17 protein-coding genes, 2 pseudogenes and 1 other annotated feature are annotated in these 15,910 nt (G+C 37.7%); of the genes and pseudogenes, 15 read left to right on the top strand and 4 right to left on the bottom strand.

The features are described 5' to 3' along the window. The first annotated feature begins 6 nt into the window (after positions 1-6). Positions 7-1,425 (top strand): cation:dicarboxylate symporter family transporter, encoded by a 1,419-nt coding sequence (locus CJZ72_RS00100; protein ID WP_053109123.1) that lies wholly within the window; start codon positions 7-9, stop codon positions 1,423-1,425. An 88-nt stretch (positions 1,426-1,513) separates the two neighbouring features. Here the strand turns inward: CJZ72_RS00100 and CJZ72_RS00095 are convergent, their stop codons facing one another. After that, positions 1,514-2,179, bottom strand: a complete 666-nt coding sequence (locus CJZ72_RS00095) for a helix-turn-helix transcriptional regulator (RefSeq protein WP_081134294.1) — start codon at positions 2,177-2,179, stop codon at positions 1,514-1,516. 290 nt (positions 2,180-2,469) lie between these two features. Between CJZ72_RS00095 and CJZ72_RS00090 the strand changes: the two genes are divergently transcribed. The 6 genes and pseudogenes from CJZ72_RS00090 to CJZ72_RS00065 all read left to right on the top strand — a co-directional run bounded on the left by CJZ72_RS00090 (position 2,470) and on the right by CJZ72_RS00065 (position 7,015). Then, on the top strand, positions 2,470-2,967 hold the full coding sequence (locus tag CJZ72_RS00090; RefSeq protein WP_142957797.1) for a GNAT family N-acetyltransferase: 498 nt from the start codon (positions 2,470-2,472) through the stop codon (positions 2,965-2,967). Next, positions 2,964-3,104, top strand: a pseudogene (locus CJZ72_RS14995) (DUF3788 family protein); the annotation flags it as partial. The gene CJZ72_RS00090 and the pseudogene CJZ72_RS14995, both read left to right, overlap by 4 nt. 287 nt (positions 3,105-3,391) lie before the next feature. Continuing rightward, positions 3,392-5,056: an acetolactate synthase AlsS gene (gene alsS, locus CJZ72_RS00080; protein ID WP_095443497.1), complete on the top strand. Its 1,665-nt coding sequence runs from the start codon at positions 3,392-3,394 to the stop codon at positions 5,054-5,056. Between the two features lie 12 nt (positions 5,057-5,068). Further along, entirely contained in the window at positions 5,069-5,779 is a 711-nt protein-coding gene (gene budA, locus CJZ72_RS00075) for an acetolactate decarboxylase (RefSeq protein ID WP_095443496.1), read from the top strand. 217 nt (positions 5,780-5,996) lie between these two features. Next, on the top strand, positions 5,997-6,485 hold the full coding sequence (locus CJZ72_RS00070) for a GAF domain-containing protein (RefSeq protein ID WP_081134290.1): 489 nt from the start codon (positions 5,997-5,999) through the stop codon (positions 6,483-6,485). 266 nt (positions 6,486-6,751) lie between these two features. Beyond that, the gene (locus CJZ72_RS00065; RefSeq protein WP_081134289.1) at positions 6,752-7,015 is read left to right on the top strand and encodes a hypothetical protein; all 264 of its coding nucleotides are present in this window, start codon (positions 6,752-6,754) and stop codon (positions 7,013-7,015) included. 131 nt (positions 7,016-7,146) lie between these two features. Here CJZ72_RS00065 and CJZ72_RS14990 read toward each other — a convergent pair. Continuing rightward, a pseudogene (locus tag CJZ72_RS14990) lies at positions 7,147-7,275 on the bottom strand (DUF3788 family protein); the annotation flags it as partial. A gap of 129 nt (positions 7,276-7,404) precedes the next feature. On the opposite strand from CJZ72_RS14990, the gene CJZ72_RS00055 reads away from it, so the two are divergent. From CJZ72_RS00055 to CJZ72_RS00045, 3 genes are read left to right on the top strand one after another with little or no spacing between them, the layout of a single operon-like run. Next, a complete protein-coding gene (locus CJZ72_RS00055; protein ID WP_005876934.1) occupies positions 7,405-7,824 on the top strand; it encodes a MarR family winged helix-turn-helix transcriptional regulator in 420 nt (139 codons plus the stop codon). Positions 7,825-7,841: 17 nt separating this feature from the next. Then, entirely contained in the window at positions 7,842-8,480 is a 639-nt protein-coding gene (locus CJZ72_RS00050; RefSeq protein WP_005876933.1) for a nitroreductase family protein, read from the top strand. Positions 8,481-8,495: 15 nt separating this feature from the next. After that, positions 8,496-8,783: a putative quinol monooxygenase gene (locus CJZ72_RS00045; RefSeq protein ID WP_005876932.1), complete on the top strand. Its 288-nt coding sequence runs from the start codon at positions 8,496-8,498 to the stop codon at positions 8,781-8,783. A gap of 112 nt (positions 8,784-8,895) precedes the next feature. Here CJZ72_RS00045 and CJZ72_RS00040 read toward each other — a convergent pair whose 3' ends face one another. Beyond that, positions 8,896-9,696, bottom strand: a complete 801-nt coding sequence (locus CJZ72_RS00040; RefSeq protein WP_081134287.1) for a hypothetical protein — start codon at positions 9,694-9,696, stop codon at positions 8,896-8,898. A gap of 223 nt (positions 9,697-9,919) precedes the next feature. Next, positions 9,920-10,168 (top strand) — a binding site (T-box leader). A 101-nt stretch (positions 10,169-10,269) separates the two neighbouring features. Between CJZ72_RS00040 and CJZ72_RS00030 the strand changes: the two genes are divergently transcribed. From CJZ72_RS00030 to CJZ72_RS00015, 4 genes are read left to right on the top strand one after another with little or no spacing between them, the layout of a single operon-like run. After that, positions 10,270-11,109: an SAM hydrolase/SAM-dependent halogenase family protein gene (locus CJZ72_RS00030; RefSeq protein ID WP_081134285.1), complete on the top strand. Its 840-nt coding sequence runs from the start codon at positions 10,270-10,272 to the stop codon at positions 11,107-11,109. Between the two features lie 58 nt (positions 11,110-11,167). Beyond that, a complete protein-coding gene (locus CJZ72_RS00025) occupies positions 11,168-11,719 on the top strand; it encodes an ECF-type riboflavin transporter substrate-binding protein (protein WP_005876741.1) in 552 nt (183 codons plus the stop codon). Between the two features lie 16 nt (positions 11,720-11,735). Further along, entirely contained in the window at positions 11,736-13,427 is a 1,692-nt protein-coding gene (locus CJZ72_RS00020; RefSeq protein WP_081134284.1) for an ABC transporter ATP-binding protein, read from the top strand. Next, a complete protein-coding gene (locus tag CJZ72_RS00015) occupies positions 13,414-14,247 on the top strand; it encodes an energy-coupling factor transporter transmembrane component T family protein (RefSeq protein WP_005876744.1) in 834 nt (277 codons plus the stop codon). Before CJZ72_RS00020 ends, CJZ72_RS00015 begins: the two co-directional genes overlap by 14 nt. Positions 14,248-14,440: 193 nt before the next feature. Here the strand turns inward: CJZ72_RS00015 and CJZ72_RS00010 are convergent, their stop codons facing one another. After that, the gene (locus CJZ72_RS00010; RefSeq protein ID WP_005876746.1) at positions 14,441-14,821 is read right to left on the bottom strand and encodes a PH domain-containing protein; all 381 of its coding nucleotides are present in this window, start codon (positions 14,819-14,821) and stop codon (positions 14,441-14,443) included. Between the two features lie 708 nt (positions 14,822-15,529). Here CJZ72_RS00010 and CJZ72_RS00005 point away from each other — a divergent pair. Beyond that, complete coding sequence (locus CJZ72_RS00005) at positions 15,530-15,709, top strand: hypothetical protein (protein WP_227326337.1); 180 nt, start codon at positions 15,530-15,532, stop codon at positions 15,707-15,709. The last annotated feature ends 201 nt before the right edge of the window (positions 15,710-15,910 follow it).

Genomic DNA, 15,910 nt, shown 5'->3' with positions numbered 1-15,910 from the left:
GATAAAGTGACCAATGCCCCTTTTTTTACTCAATTTTTAAAACTAAGTAATTTTTATACAGTCTTTGGACTGGTCTTATTGTTAGGTTCATTAGCTATCATGAAATACATGAAAAATAAACGAGTCAATTTTTCAAAACGAATGATCTATGCTTTGATACTAGGTCTGATCTTAGGGATTGTTGTGGATCTAGTTGGTTCCACTAATGAAGTCTATACGGAATTTGCTCGAACAGAAATCAATACATGGTATGCATTAGTTGGATCGGGCTTTTTAAAAATGATCCAATTATTAGCTATTCCGGTCGTGTTTTTATCGATCATCAAAGTCGTGGTGGAAGTGAAAGGCGAGCGCCTGAAGCATCTAACAGGGAAAACTTTTGCCACATTACTTGGAACAACTGCGATCTCTGCATTGTTAGGTATACTTGTTGTGAAACTGTTTCAACTGAATGGTGCAGAATTTGCTGGTGATCTGGCAGCAGAACGAGTCGAAAACATGACTAATATCGCTTCGCAAAGTTTCCCAGAATTTTTCCTTAATCTTGTGCCTAATAACATCATTAGTGTCATGGGGAACAATGGTAGTATTGTCTCAGTCGTGATCATTGCGGCAATGTTTGCCGGCGCGATCCGTTTTTTAGAAGTAAAAAAACCAGAACAAGTTGCGCCCTTTGTGACTCTGCTTGATTCCTTGAAAGTGACTGTGAATTCGGTGCTGACAAATGTCATCAAATTGATGCCTTACGGTGTAGTAGCATTAGTGAGTAATACGATCATTTCCAGAGGTATCCAAGCAATCATGGGGATGATCGGCTTTATCGCAGCGTTATATACAGGTGTCATACTCATGCTTATCGTGTACGTTTTCCTTCTTATGGTACTGGGTGTCAACCCATGGATCTTTTATAAGAAAGCCTTCACGACTCTATTATTCGCTTTTTCATCCCATTCTAGTGTAGGTACTTTGCCTTATACACTAAAAACATTGAATGGAGATCTGGGTGTTTCATTGGAGACGTCAAATTTTGTCGCTACATTAGGAACATCGATTGGAATGAATGGGTGTGCTGGGGTATTCCCTGCGATGTTAGGTGTATTGATGGGCTCGGCTGTTGGTGCAGAAATGAACCTTTCCTTTTATATTTTAGTGGTGGTCGTAGTTACAGTTGGCTCAATTGGTATAGCCGGCGTACCAGGTACAGCGACAGTTGCTGCAACCGTTACATTGAATGGTTTAGGTTTTGGTCACACATTGACAAGTATTGGTGCGATTTTTGGGATCGATCCGATCGTTGATATGGGACGTACCATGTTGAATGTAGCTGGCGCGATGGTTTCTGCCATCATGGTAGATAAGTGGGAAGGGACATTTGATAAGGAAGCTTTCTTGGCACCAGTAACAAAAAAGACAAGTGAAGAATAAATAAAAGAAAAAAAGGATGAGGTTGGGACAGAAGTGTTTATTTCCGAAGGAGTTGCTTCTGCTCCCACGCTCGTCCTTTCTCTCTTTTTTATTTTGTTTGTTCGGCTATTTTAAGGTAGCGATAGACACTTGGATCAGAAATATTTAGGATCTTAGCCACTTGTGAGACTGCCCCTTTGATTTGAAATACCCCTTTTTCATTTAACTGACGAATGATCTCAACTTTTAAATCTTTATTTAGCGTGATTTGTTGATCCAATAAGTCTGGCGAAACAATCGAATAAATGATCCCTTCAATCGTTTCTTCCAAGATCTCAACAGAGTCAGAGAATAAAGTAGTGTCTAAGGCGACATGAGAGTGTGATTCTTTTGCTAAGCCAGCTAATCCCAGTATTTCTTGTGACAACTGCTGATATTTACTTATATCCTGATTGATACACAACAATCCAACCAATTCATTTTGATCATTTCGAATAAAAAAAGTAGCACCCTTCAAATTTTTTCCGTTGATCGTCTGGGATTTGTAGTTTACTAAATAGTCTTGTGTCAGATGCTTTTTTGAACGAATCAAGTCCAAAGCGAATCCAGTTACCGGTGAATCGATATCTCGACCGCTGATATGATTGTTTTCGATGGCGGCAATATGAAAGTGGTCCTCTTCAAGATTGTGTAGAACGATTTCATAATTTTCACCTAAAGCTTGGCCAAGAAATTTGACTAATGAACTATAAAAATTCAAATTATTTTTATCCATTTTATCACCTGATAATTTTTTATTACCTCTATCATATCATGTATGCTTGTTGCTTTCATTAGAAAAATCGAAGAGAGTCGTTGGCAGATGGTGTTTTTCACTTTTAGATGCAGTATCCCTTTTCGCATCGCCAGCTTTTTTCTTATAGGATATTTGAACAGATGGAATCGAAAAAAATGAGTTGATCTCGCCTTTTTTTATTTTGACGATCAAGGATGGCTATCTAACGTGCTTAATGCTATAATTGTCCTTAAAAATTTTACCTTAATATGAATGGGATGATAGAAGCAGTGACGAATTTTTTGAACGCAACCATAGAGCAACTACCACGAATCGTTGAAATCTATAATCAAGCAATTCCTGGCAAGATGGCTACAGCAGATTTGAAACCAATCACAGTAGAGTCAAGAATCGACTGGTTTGAAGCGCATGACCCTGATCATCGGCCTTTATGGCTTATCGAAGAAAAAGGAGAAGTTGTTGGTTGGATCAGTCTTAGTGATTTTTATGGACGGCCAGCCTATGATCAAACGGTAGAGATCAGTATTTACATTGATCGATCCTGTCAGAAGCTTGGGCTTGGGCAAAAAGCGTTGCATTTTGTCGAAAGCCAGTTGTCACGCCTGAAGATCGAAACAGTATTAGCCTTTATTTTTGATATCAATCAAGCAAGTCAACGCCTATTTGAAAAAAATGGCTATGGGACTTGGGGACATCTACCAAAAATCGCACACATGGAAGATCGTGTGATCGGATTAAATATTTTAGGTAAGACGTATCGTTCATGAGAATAGAGCAAGAGAGGCTGGGACAGAAGTGTTTAACTCCGAGAAATAAGCCGAAATTCACGAAAATTGCTTTTCAAATTTTTGTGAATTTCGGCTTATTTCCGAAGGAGTTGCTTCTGCTCTCGCCGTTTATTCGAGAGTCTGTAGCAAAACTGATTTTTAGATTTGTCCCTCATCCTTTAAATTTGAAGAAAAGTACAGAAGCGAACTGTCAAAGGGAAAAGCGAAATCCTCAAAAATGTGAAAAGTGTTTTTTTGAATTCCTGCTTATTTTTGAAGTGTATCACTTCTATCGCTATCTTTTTTTACATATCACTACACAAATTGCTTGATTAGTGCTAAACTACATTTTGAAACAGGTTTTAAAACTGTACTAATCAATGTCTCTATTTTTAATTAAATGGAATGAAAAAGGAGAAAAACAATGGCTGATAAAGTGAAACAAGGATCTAAAACTGTAGTAGAAAGTCTGATAAATCATCATGTGGATTATGTATTTGGGATTCCAGGTGCAAAAATCGATGGTGTGTTCAATGAACTAGAAGATGGTGGTCCTGAGTTGATCGTTACTAGACATGAACAAAATGCGGCTTTTATGGCTCAAGCGATCGGGCGGATCACAGGTGAACCGGGCGTAGTGATTGCTACAAGTGGACCAGGAGCAAGCAACCTAGCAACTGGGTTAGTTACTGCTACTGCAGAAGGTGATCCTGTTCTTGCAATTGCTGGTCAAGTAAAACGTAGTGATCTGCTAAAATTGACGCATCAAAGCATGAATAACGCAGCATTGTTCCAGCCTATCACAAAATATAGTGCTGAGATCCAAGACCCAGAAACGATTTCTGAAGTGATCGCAAATGCCTATCGTATGGCGAAAAGCTCTAAAAAGGGGGCAAGCTTCATCAGTATCCCACAAGATGTAGTCGATGCACCTGTTAAAAATGCAGTGATCCAACCTTTGAGAGACCCTCAATTGGGATCAGCATCAGCTTTAGATATCGACTATTTGGCTGAACGTATCCGTGAAGCTAAATTACCCGTCCTACTTGTAGGAATGCGTGGGTCAAGTGAAAAAGAAACCACAGCAATCAGGAATTTAGTTGGAAAAACAGGCTTGCCTGTAGTAGAGACCTTCCAAGCAGCAGGAGTGATCTCTCGTCAGTTAGAAGAACATTTCTTTGGTAGAGTCGGACTATTTAGAAACCAACCTGGAGATATGTTGTTGAAACGTAGTGATTTGGTCATTGCAATTGGCTACGACCCTATCGAATATGAAGCAAGAAACTGGAATGCCGAAAAAGATGCGCGCATTATTGTGATTGATGAAACACCAGCAGAAATTGATCCGTATATGCAACCTGAAAGAGAATTGATCGGAAATATCTCAGAAACATTAGACCTATTGACTGTTTCCTTAGAGCCACAACAAGTATCTGTTGATGCGAAGGAATATCTTGCTTCTTTACAAGAAAAACTTGCGGCAAGAGATATCGTTGAATCAAAAAGTGAAGAAGGAATCTTGCATCCGTTAGAAGTGATCAATACGCTTCAAGCAAAAGTAACAGATGACATGACTGTGACTGTTGACGTCGGTAGTCATTATATCTGGATGGCACGTCATTTTAGAAGTTATGAAGCACGTCATCTATTGTTCAGTAACGGCATGCAAACATTAGGAGTTGCCTTACCTTGGGCTATTTCTGCGGCGTTAGTTCGACCAAACACACAAATCATTTCAGTATCTGGGGATGGCGGTTTCTTGTTCTCTGCACAAGATCTTGAAACAGCAGTGCGCAAAAAATTGAATATCGTCCATTTGATTTGGAATGATGGTCGCTACAACATGGTAGAATTCCAAGAGATCATGAAATATCAACGTTCATCTGGTGTCAACTTTGGCCCAGTTGATTTTGTAAAATATGCAGAGGCATTTGGTGCGAAAGGGTTACGTGTGACAAATGTGGAAGAATTGGATCAAGCATTAGCAGAAGGATTTGAAACAGAAGGTCCTGTGATCATCGATATTCCGATTGATTACCGTGACAATGAAAAATTAGGCGAAACGATTTTACCAGATCAATTTTATTAAGGAGATGCGAGCATGAGTGAAAAGGTATTGTATCAACACGGAACCTTAGGCGCATTGATGGCCGGCTTGATGGACGGAACTGAAACAATCGGTCAAGTACTCCAACATGGAACGTTGGGATTAGGCACATTACATGGATTAGATGGAGAAGTCATTTTCTTGGATGGAGAAGCCTATCAAGGTCGTTCTGATGGCGCAGTCATACGATTGACAGGAGAGGAACTGACGCCTTATTCTGCCATTACAGACTTCACAGCCGATCGTTCATTTGATGTAACAACAGAAACAGATGGTGAGACATTAAAGAAAGACATCCTTGACAAAGAAGATGGGAAAAACTTGTTTTTAGCGATAAAAATCACAGGAACCTTCAAAAAAATGCATATCAGAATCATGCCAAAACAAGAAAAACCTTATCGAAGATTAGCCAAGATTTCTGAATCGCAACCGGAGTTCTATCAAGAGAAAATCCAAGGTACGCTCGTAGGATTTTTTACCCCAGAGCTATTCCAAGGTGTGGCAGCAGCTGGGTTCCATCTGCATTTTATTGATGATACCAGAAAATTTGGCGGGCATGTCATGGATTTTGAATTAGCGGATGGTACTGTTGAAAGCAGCCAAATCGAAAGCTTGGTCCAACACTTTCCAGTAAATGATCCAACTTTTGTTCAAAGCGAAATCGACTATGCAGATTTGGAAAAAGAAATCCAACAAGCAGAATAGATACGGCAATCAAGCAATTGTGGTTGTGTTACCTATAAGAATGAGAGAGTGTGGGGAAAAAAGTGTGACTTGCTTTTTCTCACACTCTTTGTTTGATGGGGAATAGAAAGCGATGGAAGGCGGAAAAACCAAATTTTTCAACTCTTTTAAATTTATAGACTAGTCAGACCACGATTTCTAGGCTATAATTTCTTGCATAGAAGGAGTGGATGGGGTCATGTGGACAGAGAAACAAAAAAAGGATGCATACCAGATATTATTATTACAGCAAGAAGGACTATTGGAAGCTGAAGACAATTGGTTAGCTAACTTAGCCAATTCTTCCGCACTTTTAAATGAAACCCTACCAGAAACAGTTTTTGCCGGATATTATCTTTTCGATGGCGAAGAATTGATTTTAGGACCCTTCCAAGGACACGTGTCTTGTACGCGAATCAAAATGGGCAAAGGTGTTTGTGGGGAGTCTGCACAAAAACGGATCTCATTGATCGTTGACGATGTTAAAACCCATGAAAACTATATTTCATGTGATTCAGCAGCACAGTCTGAAATCGTCGTACCAATGGTCAAAAACGACCAATTGATCGGGGTATTAGACATTGACTGTGGCGTCACCAATGGCTACGACCACATTGATCAAGAAAACTTGGAGAAATATGTAGCGCTTTTAGTTGAAAATATGCCAATTAGTGTTATTTCTAAATAAAAAATGAGGATGAAACAGTAGTGTCGAGCCGAAAAAATAAGAAGAAACTGAGAGAGTTGCGGTTCGTTTTTTGGAAATGTTGGTTTATTTTTTCGATGAAAGTCCTTCTGTTTCTATGATTTCTCAAAATTTAGCGGATGAGGTGAAAGTATTGTTACTTTTACCTCATTTTTTTGAAATATTATAATGGTTTTTAGTTTTCATAATCTAATTTTAATGTTATTATCATTTTATAAAATGTTAAAACGATTAAAGGTGGATGAGATATGAGTAACGAAGAAATTATTTTAGGACAAAAATATGCTTGCCGACCGATTGGCTTAAAAAACAGAGTAATTGGCGAAGTGATCAGTAAAATGGAAAATTGTGTCGTTTTATGTGTAGAGGAATACCAAGAGTGTGACCATGAAGAAATATTAGAAAAATGTGGTAAAGTTGTCGCAAAGTATTCGGAAGTTTGTGAATTGCATGAGATTGAAGCGGTATTTACCACACCAGCTAGAATTTATGAACATGCAGTTGTTTCTTGATCCATCACTAGTATCATATAGATAGCGCTCTGAGCAATTAAGGAGAATGCTTGAAACGGTTCATTATTTTACATCGGAAATTTAGTAATAGAGTCTGGGACAAATCTAAAAATCAGTTTTGCTACAGACTCTCGAATAAACGGCGAGAGCAGAAGCAACTCCTTCGGAAGTAAGCCGAAATTCACAAAAATTTGAAAAGCAATTTTCGTGAATTTCTTCTTATTTCTCGGAGTTAAACACTTCTGTCCCAGCCTCCCTATAAAATAAAGCTAGAAAGTTGAGGCGTGTGGTTGCTTCAACTTTTTTTGTCTTGCTACTTTACAAATATGCAGATATCGTCTATATTATTGACAAGTCAATAATTGATTAGTCAATGAAGGAGGGAAATGATGGATTTAAGAAAACTAAGCCAGTTGCTCTATCAAATCAAAATCATTAGTCAAGAGGGTACAGCTTTATTTGAAAAAAAGACCGGTTTCAGCTTGACTAGATATGAGCTGCTGATGTTTTTAAGTGAACATGGGGAATGCTTGCAGAGTCAGATCCAACTAGAGATGAAAATTGACAATGCAGCTATCTCACGGCATTTAAAAATATTGGAAGAGAAAGGATACGTTATACGAAAAAGAAATCCGGAAAATAATCGTGAAGTATTCGTTTTACTTTCAGAAAAAGCAATCAAAGAATTGGCTCAGTGTGAGAAAGATCATCAAAATTCCAATAACTCTTTGTGTCTTTCTTTATCTGAGAAAGAACTAATTGAACTAACTCGATTATTAGATAAATTATATCAAAATACCGATGAATAAAGAAAGAAGCGAAAAGAATGAGCAAAGAATTAGCAAACAATGATTTTTCAGAAATCGTATTTGGTAGAAAATCAGTACGTGTCTATGATGAAACAGTGAAAATCTCTCATGAAGAAATGTTAGAAATGATCCAAGAAACAACAACGGCTCCTTCATCAGTAAATCTACAACCTTGGCGCTTTGTTGTAGTCGAAAGTGAAGAAGCAAAAGCTAAATTAAAACCACTGATCCGTTTCAACACACGTCAAAATGATACTTCTTCTGCAATGGTCTTGATTTTTGGAGACATGGAATGCTATGAATACGGCGAAGAAATCTACAACCAAGCAGTAGAAGAAGGGAAAATGCCAGCTGAAGTCCGCGACCAACAATTAGCGGCTATTATTCCTTACTACAAAAACCTTACTCGTCAAGAAATGAATGATGTTGTAAAAATCGATGCTAGCTTAGCTGCAATGCAGTTCATGTTAATTGCTCGCGGTCATGGATATGATACCAATCCAATCGGTGGATTTGAAGCCGATCAATTAGCGGAAGCTTTTGATTTAGATAAAGAACGTTATGTACCTGTTATGATTCTATCAGTAGGTAAAGCAGTAGACCAAGGGTATGAATCTGTTCGTTTGGCTTCAGAAAAAATCACATCTTTTAAGTAAAGCGAGGGAACTAATATGATCGTAATCAATGCAAAATTTTCTATTAAACCTGAAAAAAGAAATGAATTTTTAGCAGAAGTTAAAAATTTGATCGAAGCAACAAAAAAAGAAGACGGTTGTCTAAGCTATAAATTGTTTGAATCAATTGATACAGAAAATGAATTCGTCATGATCGAAAACTGGCGGGATCAACAAGCTGTAGAAGGACATAATCAAAGTCCATTATTGCAAAAATTATTCCATAGTATGCCAGAATACAGCAGTAAAAAATCAGAGATCGTCGTTTCAAAAACAATTGACTAGAAAACAATAGCTTTCTATATATTTATTAAACCAATGAAAAACGTGAGAATTAGACTTAACTGTCGATTTCTCACGTTTTTTGTTCTATCTATCAGGTCTTGCTGACCAGTACTCAGTCTCTGGTAAGTAACGATGTCTTCTTACTTAGCGGTTCTTTTTTCTCATTATCAAGTGCAGATGCAGCTTTGCTTTTTTTAGTTAGTTGGGAAACAGATGGTAAAGGAGGGGCCTTAAATTTAGAAACGACACTGGTAGTTATACGCCCATTTCGCATTGAAAATTGGAGATGTTCAGTAGTAACCTGGTAGAGCATGAGATTAAACAATTCATTTTTGTAGTGATAATCTGGCGGATTCATTGTTTTATACAATTTCGTTTTGACTTCAAGAGTAGTCGATGACAAGAGATCGTCCCAATTGAATTGCGGATAAGCAGTTTGAGCTGCTTGGTAGAAAGAATCAAAATCAGTGTCTTGGTGCTGCCAATCATAAGTGGAAAACTTTTTCGTATCTGCCGAAGAGAACTTTAACTTTTTTTCGATTTTTTCTTTTAACAACTCTATAGTGAGCATTTTTTCTATGTAAATAAGATCATCGAAAGGACAAAGTTTTTGCGCAAGTTCTTTTGCAATCAATTCATACTGTACGCTGAAATTATCAACTGTAATCATTCTACTTTGAAGTTGACGGACAAAATATTTTTCTATACTTGGCAAAGTCAATTGTTTTGCAGCGGAAATGGTTTGATCAAAAAAAGATTGATCCTCAGGCTTTTTGCTTTTTAAATGGGAAAGACACACCATTATATCTTGTTTTGTATACTTTTGTTGATAATTATTTATTTGTTGTTGGCGATAGGAAAATATTGAATGGAGTAATTCCTGTTTTAAACTATTCTTTTCTTCTGGTTTCATACTAGCTGCCTCTTTTCGAATAACTTTTTATACAGTATGAAGTAAAAATTTCAACAATGGACAACAGTTTTTTCTGCTGTAATTAATTTTTGTTTTTGAAAAAAGTATACTTAGTGAAATCGATAGCACAAAAATCAGAAAGTCAGCATTAGACTAGCTAAAAGAAAAAATTTTTTTCTTGATTGACAAATCAAATGAACTCTGCTATTTTATTACCAATCATTAAAACGCGATGAAAAAGAAAGTAGAGTAACCATGTACGCTAAAGAGAATTCCTGCTTGGTGAGAGGGGATGCGCATCAATTACTTGAAAATGGCTTTTGAGCGGATTTCCCGACTTTATGAAGGAAATACGGTTGTCCCCGTTAACAAGGCACAGTCTCCAAGATGCAAACTTTTTGGGTACTGATCGAGATGAAATCTGTGAGGATTTTATGATTAAAGGTGGTAACGCATGTCCAATGCCCTTAGCAAATTTTTTGCTAGGGGCATTTTTTGTATTTGCTTTTAAGCAAGGATGACTATCTCATAAAGAGACTCATCGGACATAAAGAATTGGAAGGTGGACGAATTATGGCAGGATTTTTAGTAGTACAAACCGATTTTGGGTTGCAAGATGGCGCGGTAAATGCAATGTATGGAGTGGCTTATCAAGTTGAGCCCAACTTGATCATCAATAATCTCACTCACGAGATTGAACCATACAATATTCATGATGCAAGTTACCGTCTATTGCAAGCAGCAAGTTATTGGCCAGCGGGCACGGTATTTGTTTCGGTTGTTGATCCTGGGGTTGGTTCAACGCGTCGAAGTGTCGTGGCAGAATTAAAAGATGGGCAATATGTCATCACGCCAGACAATGGGACATTGACATATTTGGCACAATACGTAGGAATCAAAGAAGTCCGTCAAATTGATGAAGAAACACAGCGCTTGCCAGGTTCATCAGAAAGTCATACATTCCATGGACGCGATGTCTATGTATACAATGGGGCTCGACTAGCTAGTGGAAATGTACGATTTGACGAACTAGGTTCAGTCATTCCAACGAGCGAGTTAGTAACATTCCCATTGATCGCTCCTGTCCAAAATGAACATACAACGACAGGTACGATCGATATCACCGATATTCGTTTCGGCTCACTTTGGACGAACATTCCGGTGGATTTTTTCAAAAATTGGCAAATTGAATATGGACAAAGCTTACTAGTAAAAATATACTATCAAGGTGTAGTCCGTTACCAAGATGAGGTTGTCTTTGGACGTTCGTTTGCTCAAGTAGCGCCAAAAAAAGCGGTATTATACATCAATTCATTATTGAACGTTGGTTTAGGGATCAATCTGGATTCATTTTCAGCTGTATATAAGATCGGAACAGGCAATGACTGGACGATCGAACTGACAAAGAACTAAGAAAAGAACTAAGAAAAGAAGCACTTATTACGTATTAATTAAAAAGGGGTAAAAAAGTATGAGTAAAAAATTCACGGTAAAACACATTGTAGCAATTGGTATCGGCGCAGCGGTCTTCTTCATTTTGAAACGTTTCGTAACTATTCCAACAGGGATTCCTAATACGGATATCGCAACGGCGTATCCTTTCTTGGCATTGTTAGGCGTTGTTTATGGCCCTATCGTTGCAGGGTTAGCAGGCTTTATCGGCCATGCACTTGGTGACTTGACAACCTATGGGGCATGGTGGTCATGGATCATTGCTTCAGGTATTTTAGGTGTCTTCTTTGGCTTGTTAGCTAAACGTATCCCAATCGAACAAGGAACTTTTGGGAAAAAAGAAATCGGAACATTTCTTGTTGGTGAAACGATCGCCAATTTGATTACATGGGTAGTGATAGCACCAATCGGAGATATCTTGATCTATGCGGAGGCACCAAGCAAAGTCTTTACACAAGGTATCGTTGCAGGGATCACAAATGCGATTGTAACAGGTGTCATCGGTGTTATTTTGCTAAAAGCCTATGCACAGACGAAAACGAAAAAAGGTAGCTTAAATAAAGAAGATTAGAACGTGAGGATATAAAATGATCGAGTTTCATGATTTTACATTTCAATATGATAGCCAAGCCGAACCCACGCTGAAAAATATCAATTTATCCATCAAACAAGGAGAAAAGATTTTGATCATGGGACCTAGTGGCTCAGGAAAATCTACCTTAGGGAAATGTTTGAATGGTATCATCCTGCAAAATGAAAAAGGTAGTTATACTGGGAGTTTGAACATCAACGGGAAGTTGTTTGGTGAATCCACCATCTATGACCTTTCGTTAGATGTGGGGACAGTATTGCAAGATACGGATAGCCAGTTTGTTGGCTTGACAGTGGCTGAAGATATTGCATTTTCATTGGAAAACGAGATGATTGAGCAAACGGAGATGCGCAAGGCGGTAAATTATTGGTCTGAAAAAACCAATCTATCGGAACAATTAGAAAAACGCCCACAAGATCTCTCTGGCGGTCAGAAGCAACGTGTAACGATGGCTGGCGTCTTGATCGATGAAACGCCGATCCTTTTGTTTGATGAACCTTTAGCCAATCTCGATCCACAAACGGGGTATGAAGCGATTCAAATGATCGACCAGTTGTATCAGTCGCAAAAATTTACAACAATCATTATCGAACACCGGTTGGAAGAAGTTTTAGCAGCACCAATCGATCGTGTTATTCTAATGAACGAAGGAACGATCATCGCAGATAGCACGCCAACAGAATTACTAAAAAGTGACCTTTTGACAATGTATGGTATACGCGAACCGTTGTATATCTCTGCTTTGAAACGTGCGGGTATTTCTTTGGAAGAGTTTTCTGATCTAACACAGGTCGATCAACTAGTTTCCCCAGAAATAGCAACGGCATTAGCCAAGGATCAGGGAGAATTCAAAGCAATTCCGTTAAAAGAAACGCCATTACTGACACTGAAAAATATTTCCTTTGGCTTTGGGGATGAGCAAGTCATCAAAAAAATTGACTTGACACTCTATCAAGGAGAAATGGTCAGTCTTGTTGGGCATAATGGGGCAGGCAAGTCTACGCTGTCGAACCTGATCACAGGTTTTTATCCTCTTCAAACAGGTGAACTGTTGTGGAAAGGGCAATCCATTGCAAATGAAAGTATCAAGGAACGAGCCGATAAAATAGGTTACGTGTTGCAAAATAGCAATCAAATGCTATCGAAGAATATGATTTTTGAAGAGGTCGCATTAGGGTTGGAGAACCAGGGTGTCGAACCTGAGGAGATCCAGGAAAAAGTTTTTGACACATTGAAGGTCTGTGGACTCTACGAATTTCGTAATTGGCCAATCTCTGCATTGAGCCATGGGCAAAAACGCCGAGTAGCAATTGCAGCTATTTTAGTACTCGAGCCTGAATTGCTGATCCTTGATGAACCTACAGCGGGGCAAGATTATTACCATTATAATGAAATGATGACCTTTTTACGCACGTTGAACCAGCAAGGGATTACCATCTTGATGATCACCCATGATATGCACCTGATGTTGGAACATACCCGACGGACGTTGGTATTGAAACAAGGACAGATCATCGCGGATGAGACCCCTGCCAATGTCTTATCTTCGGCAGAATTAGTTGCCTCAGCAAGTCTGCGTGAAACGAGTCTCTATCGTTTGGCACAAAACAATCATTTAGCAGATGCCACCGATTTTGTGTCGGCATTCATCCAGCATGAGGAGGTGCCTACTGATGGCAGACAATAATTTGATCGGTTATTTGCCGAAAAAAACGGTGATCCATCAACTTAGCGGCTTCACTAAATTGCTGTGCTTTTTAATGATTTCAGTAGTTGGGATGATTTCTTATGACACACGTTTTTTGCTAGTGCTTGCGCTTTTCTCTATTATTCTTTTTCGAACAGCAAAAATTACGTATCGTGAGATTTCCTTTGTATTGAAATTCATCGCATTCTTTTCGATTTTGAATTTGCTGACGGTTTATCTATTTGCACCAGAATATGGCGTGACGATCTATGGGACAAGACATGTGATTTTTGAAGGAATCGGCCGGTATACACTCACACAAGAACAACTTTTTTATGAGTTCAATCTGCTGATCAAATATTTCGTCACGATTCCACCAGGGTTGATTTTTATTTTGACGACGAACCCTAGTGAATTGGCATCAAGTATTCATCGAGTAGGTGGATCATATAAGATCGCTTATGCTTTTTCTTTAGCATTGCGTTATATCCCAGATATTCAAGAAGATTTTCGAACGATTTCAAAAGCACAGCAAGCTCGAGGAAATGAGCTATCCAAGAAAGCCTCGTTGATGAAACGAGTACGTGGCAATTTAACGATTGCGATTCCTTTGATTTTCTCCAGTTTAGAACGGATCGAAACGATTTCTTCGGCGATGGAGCTTCGTCGTTTCGGTAAGAAAAAAAGCCGCACTTGGTTGTTAGCTAAACCCTTGAAGCGCAATGATTATTTGGCATTATTACTGGTAATCTTATTGTGTGCTGCAGGAATATCTTTATTGTTCATCAATGGCGGACGCTTTTATAATCCATTTCGCTAGAGTTTTGGATATATATCAAGACAAAAAAACTGGAAGACTGGAAATCTTTTTTACGATTTTCAGTCTTCCAGTTTTTGTTTGTTAGTGAAATCCTCATTGACTTACTCATTATCGAAAAAATTGATTTTTCGGTGGATTTTCTGTCAAAAACAAGGACGGATCATTGTTAGATTGGTTCAATGATTTTCAATAGTTAGAATAAAACAGCAGAAGCTAATGCTTGTTGAATAGCTACAATATTTTTGTCCTTGCGGAATTGTAGACTCTCGGCCGGAAGTTCAGCGCTAGAAATCCAAATTTTCAACTCTGCATCCAAATCAAAATGACCACTTGTTTCTACAGAAAAACGTGAGATCGATTTATAAGGAATCGACTTATATTCTACTTTTTTACCAGTGACACCTTGTTTGTCAACGATAATCAATCGTTTGTCTGTAAAAACAATTAAGTCTCTTACTAATTTAAAAGCTAAATCCACGTTTTCATTAGGTACTAAGACCCCTTGTAGTTCTTTTTCTACAGATTTATTATCATGTTGTGCAGCATTTCCCATTAGTCCATCGAATAATCCCATTTCTTGATTCCTCATTTCTGATATAATAGATTTGTCATTTTTTAAAGATAGTAAGTGTGGGACAAAAGTAAGAAACATTTCTGTCCCAACCTCGGGTTAATTTTTTATCAAAGAAAGCGACAAGGCTTTCTAGCAGAACCTATTCATTTGTCTTCAAATAATTCAGTTTATATTCGTAAGTTTGACCAGATATCTTCCTAAAAGTCCTTTTTTAGTTTTTTACTAAAGAGTATACTTGGTCTTCATGATCATATATTCACAAATGCCTAGGAATAGTAAATCGATATCTATGTTTAACTATATATTTATGATGACTTAAAAACTGATGTGTGTCAATGAGTTAGTCGATTTTTAGTTTACAAATAGAACCGTCGAAAAATAGTTTAGGAATTCATTAGGAGAAAACGAAATAAATACAGAAATCCGTATTACTTTAGTTGTTACTGAAACTGCTGACTAATACGTGTTACATAAAATTCCGAGCAAATTGGATTTATTAAAGAATACAATTATGATGATATTTATAATAATATTAGCAAATGAGTAGTGGTAATGTGGCGAGAAAGTCGACAACTAAAATAGCAGATAAGCCAAACAAGAAAAACATTTAGATTCATGGATTTAATTATTGGAAGGTTGATGAGTAATGATCACGATTATGGATTATCCAGAATATAAAAAGAAGTATCCAAAAAAATCCATGTCAGAGTGGTTTGCGTATCAGGGTCCGTTAGTTTTAGAAAATATGAGGAAGAGTATCAAGATGTGAAGCAACAGTTGAGTGGATCTGAGCAATTAAGGGCGGAAGAAATCATTCAAGAATATGAACAAGAATTCTTAAAGCAGCATTCACTTCAAACTATTATTAAGCTTTTTGATGCGAACTAAAAGAAGATCTAAAAATCAGACTACAAAAGATTTTATCTGGGGACCATACGACAAATTAACTCTTTAGATTTCCCTTTTCTCAGAATGATATTGTGATGCAAAAAAATGCAAAATTTTTTCATTCTTCTCCTTAGTCAAAATAAAAAAACGTTGATTTAGCAACGTTTTTTACACCTGTTTGTTTGTCTCAACAATACATAT

This window comes from Enterococcus durans, assembly GCF_002277935.1.
GTDB lineage: Bacteria > Bacillota > Bacilli > Lactobacillales > Enterococcaceae > Enterococcus_B > Enterococcus_B durans.
Note: the sequence above shows the minus strand (reverse complement) of the source record. Positions and strands in the feature narration are given on the sequence as shown.